The organism is Streptomyces sp. NPDC089919, from assembly GCF_040684615.1.
GTDB lineage: Bacteria > Actinomycetota > Actinomycetes > Streptomycetales > Streptomycetaceae > Streptomyces.
On record NZ_JBFBGK010000096.1, the window covers coordinates 1 to 14,732 of the forward strand.

The window sequence follows — 14,732 nt, forward strand, 5'->3', positions numbered from 1 at the left end:
CGCGATGGCCGGCTGCTCCTCCTCCGTCTTCTCCACTATCTCCAGGGGGTGCGCGGCACCCCGGCGGGGTTGGGGGGGGGGGGGGGATCGGGGGGCAGCCGCCCACCGGTTTCGGGAAGGGGTGGGGAGGGGACCAGCGCCGCAGGCGACCGCCGGGTCACCGGGGTCGAGCTGGCCGACGGCTACCGCCTCGACGCCGAACTCGTCGTCCTGGCCTGCGGGGTCCGCCCCCGCATCGGCCTGGCCCGGGCAGCGGGCCTGGAGACGGCCCGCGGCATCGTCGTCGACGACACCCTCACCACGAGCGACCCGTACGTCCACGCCATCGGCGACTGCGCCGAACACCGCGGCCACGTCTACGGCCTGGCCGGCCCTGCCCTGGAACAGGCCGACGCCCTCGCCGGGGTGCTGGCCGCGGACCGGACCGCGGCCGGACACGGGCCCGCCGCGGAGCCCTACACCGGCACCCGCGCCCTGACCCGCCTCACCCTCCCCGCCCGCGCCCCCGGGCTCCCGCTCGACCTGGCCGCCTTCGGGGAGACCAGCCCGCTCCCCGGCGACGAGGTCGTACGCCTCGCCGACGCCACCCGCAGCACCTACCGCAAGGTCGTCCTCCGCGAGGACCGGCTGGTCGGCGGGGTGCTGCTGGGCGAACTGTCCACCGTGGGGGCGCTCGCCCGCACATGGGAGGGGGACGAACCCCTGCCCGGCTCGCCGCTCCACCTGCTCACCGACGACGGAGGCTACTGACCATGGCGAAGACCGCCGCGCCCCGCCCCACGATCGTGCTCATCGGGCACGGCATGGTCGGCCAGCGCTACCTCGAAGCGCTCGCCGAACGCGGACTGACCGGCACCCACCGCGTCGTCGTGCTCTGCGAGGAGCCCCGCCCCGCCTACGACCGGGTCCACCTCACCTCGTACTTCTCCGGCACCTCCGCCGAGGAGCTGTCGATGACCCCGGCGGGCTTCGTCGAGGAGCACGGGATCGAGCTGTACCTCGACGACCCGGCCGAGTCCGTCGACCGGGCGGCCCGTACCGTCACCGCCCGCTCCGGGCGGGTGTTCGGGTACGACACGCTGGTCCTGGCCACCGGCTCGTACCCCTTCGTGCCGCCGGTCCCCGGCAAGGACGCCACCGGCTGCTTCGTCTACCGGACCATCGAGGACCTGCTCGCGATCGAGGAGTACGCCCGCGGCCGCACCACCGGCGCGGTGGTCGGCGGCGGGCTGCTCGGCCTGGAGGCGGCCGGCGCCCTCAAGGGCCTGGGGATGACGGCCCACGTGGTCGAGTTCGCCCCGCGCCTGATGCCCGTACAGGTCGACGAGGGCGGCGGCGCGGCCCTGCTGCGCACCATCGAGGACATGGGCCTGACCGTCCACACCGGCACCGGCACGCAGGAGGTCCTGACCGGTCCCGGCGGCGAGGTCACCGGGATGAAGCTGTCCGACGGCAGCACCCTGGAGACCGAGCTGGTGGTCTTCTCGGCCGGTGTCCGGCCCCGCGACCAGCTGGCCCGGGACTGCGGGCTGACCGTGGGCGAGCGCGGCGGCATCGCCGTCGACTCCCGCTGCCGCACCTCCGACCCGCGCGTCTACGCCGTCGGCGAGTGCGCGCTGGCCGTCGACGGCCGGGTCTACGGCCTGGTCGCACCCGGCTACGAGATGGCCCTGACGGCCGCCGACGACCTGCTGGAGAGCGCCGGGGACCGGGAGTTCACCGGCGCGGACCTGTCCACCAAGCTCAAGCTGCTCGGGGTGGACGTGGCCTCCTTCGGCGACGCCCACGGCACCGCCGAGGGCTGCCTGGACGTGGTCTACTCCGACTCCCGCTCGGGGATCTACAAGAAGCTGGTCGTCGCCCCCGACGGCACCCTGCTCGGCGGGGTGCTGGTCGGCGAGGCGGACGCGTACGGCGTGCTGCGCCCGCTCACCGGCTCGGTGCCGCCGGTCGCCCCCGAGCAGCTGGTGCTGCCCGCCGGGATCGGCGCGCCGGCCGCCCTGGGCCCGGCCTCGCTGCCCGACGACGCGGTGATCTGCTCCTGCCACAACGTCACCAAGAAGGCCATCACGGCGCTCACCTCGCTGCCCGAGGTCAAGAAGTGCACCAAGGCCGGCACCGGCTGCGGCAGCTGCCTCAAGGTCATCGGCCAGCTGCTGCCGGCCGCCACCGACAAGGGTCTGTGCGGCTGCTTCGGCTACACCCGGGCCGAGCTCTACGAGATCGTCCGCACCCTGGAGATCACCTCGTACGGTCAGCTGCTCGACAGCCACGGCCGTGAGGACGCCCGGGGCGGCGAGGGCTGCGAGGTGTGCAAGCCGGCGGTCGGTTCGATCATCGCCTCGCTGGCCCCGGCCATCGGCGCCGGCGGCTACGTCCTGGACGGGGAGCAGGCCGCCCTCCAGGACACCAACGACCACCACCTCGCCAACATGCAGCGCAACGGCTCCTATTCGGTGGTCCCCCGCATCCCGGGCGGCGAGATCACCCCCGAGAAGCTGATCGTGATCGGCGAGGTGGCCCGGGACTTCGGGCTCTACACCAAGATCACCGGCGGTCAGCGGATCGACCTCTTCGGGGCCCGCGTCGACCAGCTGCCCTCCATCTGGGCCCGGCTGGTGCACGCCGGCTTCGAGTCCGGCCACGCCTACGGCAAGGCCCTGCGGACGGTCAAGTCCTGCGTCGGGCAGACCTGGTGCCGGTACGGCGTGCAGGACAGCGTCAAGATGGCCATCGACCTGGAGCTGCGCTACCGGGGCCTGCGCGCGCCGCACAAGCTGAAGTCGGCGGTCTCCGGCTGCGCCCGCGAGTGCGCCGAGGCGCAGAGCAAGGACTTCGGGGTGATCGCCACCGCCAACGGGTGGAACCTGTACGTGGGCGGGAACGGCGGCGCCACACCCCGGCACGCCGACCTGCTGGCCCAGGACCTGACCGACGCGGAACTGGTCCGGCTGATCGACCGGTTCCTGATGTTCTACATCCGCACCGCCGACCGGCTGGAGCGGACCTCCACCTGGCTGGAGCGGCTGGAGGGCGGCCTCGCCCACCTGCGCGAGGTGGTCGTGGAGGACTCGCTGGGGCTGTGCGCGGAGCTGGAGGCGCTGATGGCCGCGCACGTGACCAGCTACCGCGACGAGTGGGCCGAGACGCTGGAGGACCCGGACCGGCTGCGGCGGTTCGTCTCCTTCGTCAACGCGCCGGGCGCCCCCGACCCGACCGTGCGGTTCGTGCCCGAGCGCGACCAGGTCAAGCCGGACCTCGCGGTCCTCACCCTCTCCCCCACCGTCCGCACCCTGGAAGGGACCACGGTCTGATGACGCTCGAACTACACACCGGAGACGACTGGTTCGCCGTCTGCGAGCTGGGGGCGCTCACCCCGGGCCGCGGGGTCGCAGCCCTGCTGCCCGACGGGAGCCAGGCCGCGCTCTTCCTCGACCGGGCGGGCCGGCCGTACGCCATCGGCAACCAGGACCCCTTCACCGGGGCGCAGGTGCTGGCGCGGGGGCTGCTGGGCTCGGCGCAGGGGCGGCCGTTCGTCGCCTCGCCGCTCCTCAAGCAGCGCTTCGACCTGGAGTCGGGGCGGTGCCTGGACGAGGACGGGGTGGCGGTGCGCACCTACCGGGTGCGCACGGCCTGACCACCGCCCGGGACCGGAACCGGCCGCTCAGCCCTGGACCGCGGCCGGGTCCATCCAGACCAGCTCCCAGACGTGGTGGTCCAGGTCCTCGAAGGCCCGGCCGTACATGAAGCCGAGGTCCTGGACCGGGCGCGGCTCGACCCCGCCGGCACCCAGTGCCGCCTCGGCGATCCGGTCGACCTCCTCGCGGCTCTGGCAGCTGAGGGCGGTCATGACCTCGGTGGTCTTGGACGCGTCCGCGACCGGCTTGGTGGCGAACTCCTCGAACTTCGCCTCGGTGAGCAGCATCGCGAAGATCGTGTCGCTGATGACCATGCAGGCGGCGGTGTCGTCGGTGAACTGCGGGTTGAAGGAGTAGCCGACCTTGCCCCAGAAGGCCTTGCTGGCCTCCAGGTCCTTGACGGGCAGGTTGACGAAGATCATGGTGGCGGACATCGGCGGCCTCTTCCCGGTGCTCCCCGCCCCCGGTGGGCGGTGGTGTCACAGAGATAGACCGCGGCCCCGCCCGGAACTCATCGGCCGTGGCGCGTTTTCCCGGGAAGTTTTTCCGCGGGAGTGAAAGCGCAGGTCAGCGGGGTGTGCTCAGGCCGCGGAGCGCAGCTGGAGGGCGGCCAGAGGGATGAAGCCGCGGTTCTCGGAGCCCGCGAGGGAGGCCCCGGGCCCGGCCAGGCGGCCGTGCAGCGCGAGGGCGATCCGCTCGCCCTGGGCCTTGGCCCGTTCCGCGTGGGGTCCCCGGTGCAGGCCGTCGACGGTGGCGTGCCACAGCTGTACCCACCGGCCGAAGTCCTCGGCGGTCAGCGCCCGGACGGAGGCGAGGGCGGCGTGCGGGGCGAAGGCGTTGCGCCGGTACTCGGCGGTGCGGAAGAGCGCCCGCTCCCAGAAGTCGGCGATCCGGGGCAGGTGCACCTCGAGGTCGGTGCCGGCGATCTCGGTGAAGAAGGGGCCGATGCGGGGGTCCTCGAAGGCGGCCGCGTAGAACCGGCGCAGCAGGACCTCCAGGTCCCGGCGGTTCGCGATGTCGGCGGCGGCGGGGTAGTGCTCCATCCCTCCAGACTGCCCCCGCGCGGGGCCCGTACCCAGGGCCGAAGGTCCTGGTCAGGTGGGGTCGGAGGGGCGCTCGGGCGCGTCCGGGGCACGCGCGGGCGCCCGACGGGGGCCGGGCCGGCGTCCGGCCCCCGTCCTGTGCGCCCCTCAGGAGGCGACCGCGCCGCCCTTGAGCAGCGCCGCCCCCAGCGGGGTGACCGTGTGCAGCACGGCGTTGCCGTGCCGCAGGGTCGTCACCAGACCCGCCTCGCGCATCACGCAGGCGTGCTGGCTGGCCGAGGCGAGCGACACCCCGGCCCGGCGGGCCAGTTCGCTGGTGGTCGCCCCGTCCCCGATGGCCCGGAGCACCACCGACCGGGTGTGGCCGACCAGCTTGCCCAGGTTGCGCTGGTTGCACGGGTCGGTCCGGCGGGGCCCCGCGGCGGCCGCGAGCTCCGCCGCGGCCGGGTAGACCAGGACGGGCGGCAGCTCCGGGTCCGCCAGGGTCACCGCGGTCCGCCGGCAGAAGAACGACGGCTGCAGCAGCAGCCCCCGCCCGCGCAGCCGGACGTCCCGGTCCACCGGGTAGTCGCACTCCAGCACCGGCGCCCGCCAGCGCAGCATCGGCGGCAGGGAGGACAGCAGCTCGTCCGCCCCGCCGTCGAGCAGCGCCCGGCCGCGGGCCGCCCGCTCCGCCTCGACCTGCGCTTGGATGTGCGTCCAGTACGGCTCCACGGCCGCGCGGTGGTACGCGCGCAGCTCGCCCACGAGACGGCCCAGCCGCTCGGGCCCGGATTCGGTGAACTCGCGCAGCCGCGGGGCCGGCGGCGCGCCTCCGGCCAGCAAGGACAGCTCCTTGCGCAGCCGCGGGGCGCGGGTGCCGCGCAGCGCGTCCAGCCCGAGCTCCACCCCGTACCGGCCCTCGCCGGGGGTCAGGAAGTCCGGGAAATACCCCCGAGGAGGTATCAGCGCACCGAGCAGGCGTGTTTCACCATTCAACCGGGTACGTGTTTCCGTACGCCATTCACCGAACAGGCGGGCGTCTCGTCTGTCTCTTAATCGATGAAAACTCAGAATCGTTTCCCACAACGCATCGGGTCTCCCCGCCATCCGTACCCGTGCCAGGTCCACTCCAGTGAAATGGATACGCAGCACCGAACCCCCACCTGTGCAACCGCAATCACCCCGCCCCATGAGTATGCACACCGTCACGGGACGTCACCACGCCCTTTCGGCCACAGTTGAAACCCCTTTCGGCAGGGGCGTGACAAGCGAAATGCTTGGGTCCGCCGGGCACACTCCGGGGCGACCGGAAACGCTCCGCGAAGGCCGTGGGGGGCTTTGCGGAGCCTGGCGGTCGGTCGCCTCGGGAAGCGCCGACGTGTCCGGCTGATTGACAGGAGGCGGCGGGCGGGTGGGGATCCGCCCGCCGCCTGCTGGTTGAATTCCGCTTGTTTTTGGATATGCCGGATTTCCAGGGCGCTTCGTCGTGCCCCGACGCACCCGGCTCATACGACACCACCGCCCGGCGGCGGACATGCCGGAACCGTCCTCCGCTCCATGAGGTCGGGGAGCGGAGGACGGTTCCGTGGGCGGTCCGCGCCCGGCCCAGGGGGTCAGGGATCCCGGGACGGGTGCGGACCGGGGCGGGCGGACGGCGCGCTCCGGGCGGCGGAAAACACCCGGAGTGGCCGGATCTGCCCTACGGGGGCGGGTGACAGAGGTCCGCCCCCGTGGCTTCAGCGGCTGTCGCTGCCCTTGGACTCGGCCGCGGCGCGGCCGGCTTCCAGGCGCGCCACCGGGATCCGGAAGGGCGAGCAGGACACGTAGTCCAGGCCGGCCTCGTGGAAGAAGTGCACCGACTCCGGGTCGCCGCCGTGCTCGCCGCAGACGCCGAGCTTGAGGTCGGGGCGGGTGGCCCGGCCGGCCTGGACCGCGTCGCGGACCAGCTTGCCGACGCCGTCCTTGTCGATGGTCTCGAAGGGCGAGACCCCGAAGATGCCCTTCTCCAGGTAGGCGGTGAAGAAGCTGGCCTCGACGTCGTCGCGGGAGAAGCCCCACACCGTCTGGGTCAGGTCGTTGGTGCCGAAGGAGAAGAACTCCGCGGCCTCGGCGATCTGGCCGGCGGTCAGCGCGGCGCGCGGCAGCTCGATCATCGTGCCCAGGGCGAGCTTGAGCTCGACGCCGGTGGCGGCCTCGACCTCGGCGATGACGCCCTCGGCCTCCTCGCGGACGATCTCCAGCTCCTGGACGGTGCCCACCAGCGGGATCATGATCTCCACGCGCGGGTCGCCCTTGGCGTTCTTGCGCTCGGCCGCGGCCTCGGCGATCGCCCGTACCTGCATGGTGAACAGGCCGGGGATGACCAGGCCCAGGCGGACGCCGCGCAGACCCAGCATCGGGTTCTGCTCGTGCAGCCGGTGCACCGCCTGGAGCAGGCGCAGGTCGTTCTCGTTGTGGTCCTCGCGGGCCTCGGCGAGCGCGACGCGCACCGACAGCTCGGTGATGTCGGGCAGGAACTCGTGCAGCGGCGGGTCGAGCAGCCGGACGGTGACGGGCAGGCCGTCCATCGCCTCGAAGAGCTCGACGAAGTCCTTCTTCTGCTGCGGCAGCAGGGCCGCGAGGGCGTCGTTCCGCTCGTCCTCGTGGTCGGCCAGGATCAGCTTCTCGACCATCTCGCGACGCTCGCCGAGGAACATGTGCTCGGTGCGGCACAGGCCGATGCCCTGGGCGCCGAAGCGGCGGGCGCGCAGGGCGTCCTCGGCGTTGTCGGCGTTGGCGCGGACCCGCAGGCGGCGGACCCGGTCGGCGTAGGCCATGACCCGGTGGACGGCCTGGACCAGCTCGTCGGCGTCGTCGGCGCCGGCGTGCATCCGGCCCTCGAAGTACTCGACGACCGGGGAGGGCACGACGGGCACCTCGCCGAGGTAGACCTTGCCGGTGGAGCCGTCGATCGAGACGACGTCGCCCTCCTCGATCACCGTGCCCTCGGAGGTGGTCATCCGGCGGCGCTTGGTGTCGACGTCCAGCTCCTCCGCGCCGCAGACACAGGTCTTGCCCATGCCGCGGGCGACCACGGCCGCGTGCGAGGTCTTGCCGCCGCGGGAGGTCAGGATGCCCTCGGAGGCGATCATGCCGTCCAGGTCGTCCGGGTTGGTCTCGCGGCGGATCAGGATGACCTTCTCGCCGGAACGGGACCACTTGACGGCCGTGTACGAGTCGAAGACGGCCTTGCCGACGGCCGCGCCCGGGGAGGCGGCGATGCCCCGGCCGAGCTGCGTGACCTGGGCGCTCTCGTCGAAGCGCGGGAACATCAGCTGGGCGAGCTGGGCGCCGTTGACCCGCTGGAGGGCCTCGGCCTCGTCGATCAGGCCCTGGTCCACGAGCTGGGTGGCGATGCGGAAGGCGGCGCCGGCGGTGCGCTTGCCGACGCGGGTCTGCAGCATCCACAGCTGGCCGCGCTCGATCGTGAACTCGATGTCGCACAGGTCCTTGTAGTGCGTCTCGAGGGTGGTCATGATCTGCATCAGCTGGTCGTACGAGGCCTTGTCGATCGCCTCGAGGTCGGCCAGCGGCACGGTGTTGCGGATGCCGGCGACGACGTCCTCGCCCTGGGCGTCCTGGAGGTAGTCGCCGTAGACGCCCGCGTGGCCGGTGGCCGGGTCGCGGGTGAAGGCGACGCCGGTGCCCGAGTCGGGGCCGAGGTTGCCGAAGACCATGGAGCAGACGTTGACGGCCGTGCCCAGGTCGCCCGGGATGCGCTCCTGGCGGCGGTAGAGCTTGGCGCGGTCGCCGTTCCAGGAGTCGAAGACGGCGTGGACGGCGAGGTCCATCTGCTCGCGCGGGTCCTGCGGGAAGGCGCGGCCCGCCTCCTTGGCGACGATGTCCTTGAAGACCGCGACCAGGCTCTTGAGGTCGGCGGCGTCGAGGTCGGTGTCGACGGTGATCTTCTTGGCGGCCTTGGCCTCCTCGAGGGCTTCCTCGAAGAGCTCGCCGTCCACGCCCAGCACGGTCTTGCCGAACATCTGGATGAGGCGGCGGTACGAGTCCCAGGCGAAGCGCTCGTTGTTCGCCTGCGCGGCGAGGCCGGCGACCGAGGCGTCGGAGAGGCCGATGTTGAGGACCGTGTCCATCATGCCGGGCATGGAGAACTTGGCACCCGAGCGGACGGAGACCAGGAGCGGGTCGTCGGACTGACCGAGCTTCTTGCCCATCTTCGCTTCGAGGGCTTCAAGGTGGGCGCTGACCTCGTCCTGCAGGGCGGCCGGGGCCGCGCCGCTGTCGAGGTAGACCTTGCAGGCCTCGGTGGTGATGGTGAAGCCGGGAGGGACCGGGAGACCCAGGTTGGTCATCTCGGCGAGGTTGGCTCCCTTGCCGCCGAGGAGGTCCTTGAGGTCGCGGTTCCCCTCGGTGAAGTCGTAGACGAACTTCTGATCTTTGTTTTCCGACACGGGTCTCGACTCCTCGAGGACTCGGTGGCTGCCCTGACGCCGAGGAACATACCCAGATCGAAGGTATCTGGGTACGCCCACTTGGCGGTCCCATGGCGTCGACCACCCGTCCGCCAGCAGATCGAAAGTAACTAGAGAGTAGCCAGATCCTCCGAAGAGCTTTCACCTCTCGAAACCGGAAGGGGTCGAAGTGGCCCCTGGAAGCTCAGATGAGCGATGATCGATACAATTGTGTTCACTTCTTGAACGAACAAAGGGTGGCACCCAGTGCCACCCTTTGAGAAATGCAGCCGCGGTTTTTGCGCTCATCTGAGCGCAACCCCACGCATGCGTGGCGCATATCACGCCGTTCGTTCAGCCTCCGGACGTGTCCAGTTCGGCTTCCTCGCTCACCCCGGCGCAGTCGTACGGATCCTTGAGCCAGCCGTCCGGGAGGACAACCCGGTTGTTTCCGGACGTCCGGCCGCGGGGGCCGTCCGCGCCCTCGGGCCAGGGCTGGTCCAGGTCCAGCTCGCTCAGATGAGCACTCATCTCGTCCAGGGACGAGGTCACCGCGAGCTTCTTGCGCATCTCGGACCCGACCGAGAATCCCTTGAGGTACCAGGCCACGTGCTTACGGAAGTCGATCACTCCGCGGGCCTCGTCGCCGATCCACTCCCCCAGCAGGGTGGCGTGCCGGACCATCACGTCCGCGACCTCCCGCAGCGAGGGCCGGGCCAGGTCGTCCGTACGTCCTTCGAACGCGGCGACCAGGTCGCCGAAGAGCCACGGGCGGCCCAGGCAGCCCCGGCCCACGACCACGCCGTCGCAGCCGGTCTCCCGGACCATCCGCAGCGCGTCCTCGGCGCACCAGATGTCGCCGTTGCCGAGCACGGGGATCTCCGGCACGTGCTCCTTGAGGCGGGCGATCGCCTCCCAGTCGGCGAAGCCGCCGTAGTGCTGGGCGGTGGTGCGGCCGTGCAGCGCGATGGCCGTCACCCCCTCCTCGACGGCGATCCGGCCGGCGTCGAGGTAGGTGAGGTGGTCGTCGTCGATGCCCTTGCGCATCTTCATCGTCACCGGCAGGTCCCCGGCGTTGGAGACGGCCTCGCGCAGGATGGCGCGCAGCAGGTGGCGCTTGTAGGGCAGGGCCGAGCCGCCGCCCTTGCGGGTGACCTTGGGGACCGGGCAGCCGAAGTTCAGGTCGATGTGGTCGGCGCGGTCCTCGTCCACGATCATGCGGACGGCCTTGCCGACGGTGACCGGGTCGACGCCGTACAGCTGGATCGAGCGGGGCTTCTCGCTCTCGTCGAAGTGGATCAGCTGCATGGTCTTGTCGTTGCGCTCGACCAGGGCGCGGGTGGTGATCATCTCGCTGACGAACAGCCCCTTGCCGCCGCTGAACTCGCGGCAGAGGGTCCGGAACGCGGCGTTGGTGATCCCCGCCATGGGCGCGAGCACCACCGGCGGCTGGACGGTGTGCGGGCCGATGGCGAGGGGCCGGGCGAGGTCCTGGGGCCGCGGCACGGCCGGGACCTGGGAAGCGGCCCGGTCCTGCGGTCCGGACGGGGCGGCAGGGGTGAGGTCGAGCGTGGTCATGGGGTCCATTGTCGCGCATTTGGGGATTGATTAGTTAGGCGTACTATCCAAGTATGCCCGAGCTCAGTTCCCGCAGGCGGATGCTGATCCTCGCGATCTGCTGCCTCAGCCTGCTCATCGTCAGCCTCGACACCACGGCCCTGAACGTCGCCCTCCCCTCGATGCGGCGCGAACTGCACGCCTCCGTCGCCGGCATGCAGTGGACCGTGGACGCGTACACGCTGGTCCTGGCCTCGCTCCTGATGCTGGGCGGCTCCACGGCAGACCGGATCGGCCGCCGCAAGGTCTTCGCCGCCGGCCTGGTGCTCTTCACCACCGGCTCGCTGCTCTGCTCCCTCGCCCCCTCGCTCGGCTGGCTGGTGGCCTTCCGCATGGTCCAGGCGGCCGGCGGCTCGATGCTCAACCCGGTCGCGATGTCGATCATCACCAACACCTTCACCGACCCCCGCGAGCGCGCCCGGGCCATCGGGGTGTGGGGAGCCGTGGTGGGCCTGTCCATGGCCACCGGCCCAGTCGTCGGCGGCCTGCTGGTGGACGGCATCGGCTGGCGCTCGGTGTTCTGGGTCAACCTCCCGGTGGGCCTGGCCGCCCTCGTCCTCACCCTGCGGTACGTACCCGAGTCCCGCGCCCCGCGGGCCCGCCGGCCGGACCCGGTCGGCCAGGTCCTGGTCATCACCCTGCTCGGCTCCCTCACGTACGGGATCATCGAGGCGCCGCACGCCCCGGCCCTGACGGTCTGGCTGTGCGGCACGGTCGCGGCGGGCTCGCTGCTCGGCCTGGTCCGCTACGAGCTGCGGCGCACCGAACCGCTGATCGACCCGCGGTTCTTCACCAGCGCGCCCTTCAGCGGGGCGGTGGTGATAGCCGTCTGCGCCTTCGCCGCGCTCGGCGGCTTCCTCTTCCTCAACACCCTCTACCTCCAGGAGGTCCGGGGGCTCTCCGCCCTGGACGCGGGCCTGCACATGCTCCCGATGGCCGCCCTGACCTTCGCCTGCGCTCCGGTCTCCGGCCGCCTGGTCGGCACCCGCGGGCCCCGGCTGCCCCTGCTGGTGGCGGGGGCGGCGATGGGGGCCAGCGCCCTCCTCTTCACCGGCGCGACGTCCTGGGCGGACGCCGCCAACTCGGACACGCTGCTGTTCACCTCGTACGTCCTCTTCGGGCTGGGCTTCGGGATGGTGAACGCCCCGATCACCAACACCGCCGTCTCGGGGATGCCCCGGGCCCAGGCGGGGGTGGCCGCCGCGGTGGCCTCCACCAGCCGCCAGACCGGCGGCACCCTCGGCGTCGCCGTGACTGGCGCGGTCCTGGCCGGCGGCCTGGCCGCGGGCCACGACTTCACCGACGCCAGCCGGGCGGCCTGGTGGGTCCTGACGGCCTGCGGCGCCGCCGTCTTCCTGGTCGGCGCCCTGACCAGCGGCCGCTGGGCAGCGGGCACGGTGGCCCGCGCGGGTGCCCGGGTGGAGGGACGGGCCCCGCACCCCCTCGACAGATAGTCTGCGCAGAGATAATCTGCCCACAGATGGTTTTCGCGCGCTCCGGGGCTCTGGGCCTCCGGAAGGTCGCGCCGTCGAGGACATGAGGGAGACCGCCATGTGGGAGTACGAGCACAGCGCCGAGACCACCGCCGCGCCCGCGACCGTCTGGTCGTACTGGGCGGACGTCGAGCGGTGGGGCGACTGGAACGCCGACATCGAGAAGATCGAGGTGACCGGGCCCTTCACGGCCGGTACCGAGATCACCATGCACCCGGCCGGGCAGGAGCCGGTACGACTGCTCCTGGCGGAGGTCCGCGAACCGGAGCTCTTCGTCGACGAGGCCCGGTTCGACGGACTGCTCTTCCGCACCGCGCACCGGGCGACCCCGCTCCCCGGGGGCGGTGCCCGCATCGTCTACCGCATGGAGATCACCGGCGAGGCCGCGGACCAGGCCGGCCCGCAGATCGGCCCCGCGATCACCGCGGACTGGCCGGAGACGGTCGCGGCCCTGATCGACCGGGCCGAGGGGGGCCCGGGCGAAGGCGGCCGGGCCGGGGGCGGCCGGTGCTGACCCCCGGCGAGAGCCCCGGCTTCCTGCTCTGGCACGCGACCCTCCGCTGGCAGCGCGAGGTGACCGCGGCGCTGGCGCCGCTCGGCCTGACGCACGTGCAGTTCGTCCTGCTGGCCTGCACGTGGTGGCTCAACTCCGAGGGCGGGCACCCCAACCAGCAGGCGGTGGCCCGGCAGGCCGGCACCGACGTGAAGATGACCTCCCAGGTGCTCCGCACCCTGGAGGCCAAGGGCCTGCTGGCCCGCGAGACCGACCCTTCCGACACCCGCGCCAAACGCCTCCGCGTCACGGAGGAGGGCGCCGCCCTGGCCCCCCGCGCGATCGCCGCCGTGGAGGCGGTGGACGCGGCCTTCTTCGCTTCCGCCCCGCGGGCTGAAACGGTGGGGGTGCTGCGGGCGCTGGTGGGGCGGGAGGGGGGCTGAGGGGGGCGGGGTCGGGAGACCGGACCTCTCAGGGGGGCGGGTCCAACAGGGGATCGGCTCGGGCTTGGGGCGGGGGTCGGGGATAAGGGGAGCCCATGCCCCGACCACTCTTCCTGGAGCCTCCCGCCCCGAACCGGCACCACCCTCAAGTGGCGGGTGGCTCCAGGACGCCTCACCTTGTACAGCCCCCTTGAAGGGAGACCCGCCCCCACCGGCCTACCCCGTCAGCCCGCGGCCTTCGTGAAGGTGTGGAAGACGCACGCGTCCGTCACGTGCGTGCCCGTGAGGGCGAAGCGCCGGTTGTCGAAGCCGGCGCCGAACATCGGGATGCCGGACCCGGCCACGATCGGGTACTGCTTCACGATCAGTTCGTCGATCTCGGGCAGGAGCTGCCCGGCGAGGTCGCCGCCGCCGCAGAGCCAGATGCCCAGCCCGTCCTCCTTCTTGAGCGCGCGCACGCGTGCCAGCGGGTCCTCGGCCGTGACCTCGACCGCCGGGTCGGGGCGCTCGGTGAGGGAACGGGAGAAGACGATCTGCCGCAGGTGCCCGTAGGGGCTGACGACGTCGGGCAGTCCGGACTCGTACGTGCCGCGGCCCATGAGCACCGTGTCGAAACGCGTGTTGGGCCGGTCGGCGAGGCCGAAGGCGTTGCGGCCGGGGGTGTTGAGCGTGTCCGCGTACTCGCCGCCCAGGTGCGCGAAGAAGTCCTCGGTGAGGTGCTCGAAGAAGAAGGCGAAGGCGCCGTCGGGGGCGGCGATGAAGCCGTCGATGGTGGTGGCGACGAAGTAGGTGAGCTTGCGCAAGTCGATCCGTTCTCGCGGTGGTTCCGTGGGGTGCGGCCGGTCCGGCGGGAGTCCGCCCGGCCGGTGGGGGCCAGGACCGACGGGGGCGGTTCGTGCCGGGCCCCCGCCCGGGTGAAGCCTCGCCCCGGGCACGGTACGGATCAAGACAATGCCAGCGATCCGGCCGGCGGCCGACCGGATATCGACTGGTGACCGGCCGGATACCGGCTGGTTCTCGCGCCCCCGAGCGGTTGACGCACGAAGACCAGCCGGCGTCCGGCCGGGACCCCGCTACCCGAACCGCCGGATGAACCACCGCTGCCACGGGGTCTCGACCGCGCCCGGGTGGTAGTGGCGGCGGACGTAGGCGAGGGCGTCGCGGGACGGGAGGCCGTCCAGGACGGCCAGGCAGGCCAGGGCCGTGCCGGTGCGGCCGCGGCCGCCCGCGCAGGCCAGCTCGACGCGCTCGTCGGCCGCCCGGGACAGCGCCTCGGCGAGCACGGTGCGCAGCCGGTCGCGGTCCTTCGGCAGCCGGAAGTCCGGCCAGCGGACCCACCGGGACTCCCACGCCGTCTCCGGCGGGGCCTCCCCCAGCAGGTAGACGCCCAGCTGCGGCGGGGCGCCGGGCGGTAGCGGGCGGCTCAGGCCGCGGCCCCTGACCAGGCGGCCCGAGGGCAGCCGGAACACCCCCGGGTCGCCGTCGCGCCAGCCTTCCGCGCCCATCACGTCTCCTCCGGTCCGGGCGGGCACCTGCCTTTCCCGCCGGCGCCCTCTCCCACCCATCCTGCCCGCC

The 14,732-nt window shown here is 72.4% G+C and carries 12 protein-coding genes and 1 pseudogene; 6 read left to right on the forward strand and 7 right to left on the reverse strand.

Features of this window, described 5'->3' with window-relative positions:
* Positions 1–144: 144 nt before the first annotated feature.
* The 3 genes and pseudogenes from AB0O40_RS29470 to nirD form a co-directional block, all read left to right on the forward strand.
* Positions 145–750 (forward strand): annotated as a pseudogene (locus tag AB0O40_RS29470) (FAD-dependent oxidoreductase); the annotation flags it as partial.
* Between the two features lie 2 nt (positions 751–752).
* Positions 753–3,314, forward strand: a complete 2,562-nt coding sequence (gene nirB / locus AB0O40_RS29475; RefSeq protein WP_365048048.1) for a nitrite reductase large subunit NirB — start codon at positions 753–755, stop codon at positions 3,312–3,314.
* Complete coding sequence (gene nirD / locus AB0O40_RS29480) at positions 3,314–3,637, forward strand: nitrite reductase small subunit NirD (RefSeq protein WP_365048050.1); 324 nt, start codon at positions 3,314–3,316, stop codon at positions 3,635–3,637. Before nirB ends, nirD begins: the two co-directional genes overlap by 1 nt.
* A gap of 27 nt (positions 3,638–3,664) precedes the next feature.
* Here the strand turns inward: nirD and AB0O40_RS29485 are convergent, their stop codons facing one another.
* The 5 genes from AB0O40_RS29485 to dusB form a co-directional block, all read right to left on the reverse strand.
* The gene (locus AB0O40_RS29485; protein WP_365048052.1) at positions 3,665–4,072 is read right to left on the reverse strand and encodes a VOC family protein; all 408 of its coding nucleotides are present in this window, start codon (positions 4,070–4,072) and stop codon (positions 3,665–3,667) included.
* A 147-nt stretch (positions 4,073–4,219) separates the two neighbouring features.
* Positions 4,220–4,681: a group III truncated hemoglobin gene (locus AB0O40_RS29490; RefSeq protein WP_365048054.1), complete on the reverse strand. Its 462-nt coding sequence runs from the start codon at positions 4,679–4,681 to the stop codon at positions 4,220–4,222.
* Between the two features lie 147 nt (positions 4,682–4,828).
* Positions 4,829–5,815, reverse strand: coding sequence for a winged helix-turn-helix domain-containing protein (locus AB0O40_RS29495; RefSeq protein ID WP_365048056.1), 987 nt, complete (start codon positions 5,813–5,815; stop codon positions 4,829–4,831).
* 584 nt (positions 5,816–6,399) lie between these two features.
* A complete protein-coding gene (ppdK, locus tag AB0O40_RS29500; protein WP_365048058.1) occupies positions 6,400–9,111 on the reverse strand; it encodes a pyruvate, phosphate dikinase in 2,712 nt (903 codons plus the stop codon).
* 354 nt (positions 9,112–9,465) lie between these two features.
* Positions 9,466–10,539, reverse strand: coding sequence for a tRNA dihydrouridine synthase DusB (gene dusB, locus AB0O40_RS29505; protein WP_365048098.1), 1,074 nt, complete (start codon positions 10,537–10,539; stop codon positions 9,466–9,468).
* A 203-nt stretch (positions 10,540–10,742) separates the two neighbouring features.
* Between dusB and AB0O40_RS29510 the strand changes: the two genes are divergently transcribed.
* From AB0O40_RS29510 to AB0O40_RS29520, 3 genes are all read left to right on the forward strand, one after another.
* Positions 10,743–12,182 carry an MFS transporter gene (locus tag AB0O40_RS29510; protein ID WP_365048060.1) on the forward strand — a complete coding sequence of 480 codons (1,440 nt, stop codon included), beginning with the start codon at positions 10,743–10,745 and terminating at the stop codon, positions 12,180–12,182.
* An 82-nt stretch (positions 12,183–12,264) separates the two neighbouring features.
* Positions 12,265–12,735, forward strand: coding sequence for an SRPBCC family protein (locus AB0O40_RS29515; RefSeq protein WP_365048062.1), 471 nt, complete (start codon positions 12,265–12,267; stop codon positions 12,733–12,735).
* Positions 12,729–13,157: a MarR family winged helix-turn-helix transcriptional regulator gene (locus tag AB0O40_RS29520; protein ID WP_365048064.1), complete on the forward strand. Its 429-nt coding sequence runs from the start codon at positions 12,729–12,731 to the stop codon at positions 13,155–13,157. The genes AB0O40_RS29515 and AB0O40_RS29520 overlap by 7 nt, the downstream gene beginning before the upstream one ends.
* A 224-nt stretch (positions 13,158–13,381) precedes the next feature.
* Here AB0O40_RS29520 and AB0O40_RS29525 read toward each other — a convergent pair whose 3' ends face one another.
* Together AB0O40_RS29525 and AB0O40_RS29530 are read right to left on the reverse strand one after the other, a co-directional pair.
* Complete coding sequence (locus tag AB0O40_RS29525; protein ID WP_365048066.1) at positions 13,382–13,960, reverse strand: dihydrofolate reductase family protein; 579 nt, start codon at positions 13,958–13,960, stop codon at positions 13,382–13,384.
* A 270-nt stretch (positions 13,961–14,230) separates the two neighbouring features.
* A complete protein-coding gene (locus tag AB0O40_RS29530; RefSeq protein ID WP_365048068.1) occupies positions 14,231–14,662 on the reverse strand; it encodes a protein-tyrosine phosphatase family protein in 432 nt (143 codons plus the stop codon).
* Positions 14,663–14,732 lie beyond the last annotated feature (70 nt).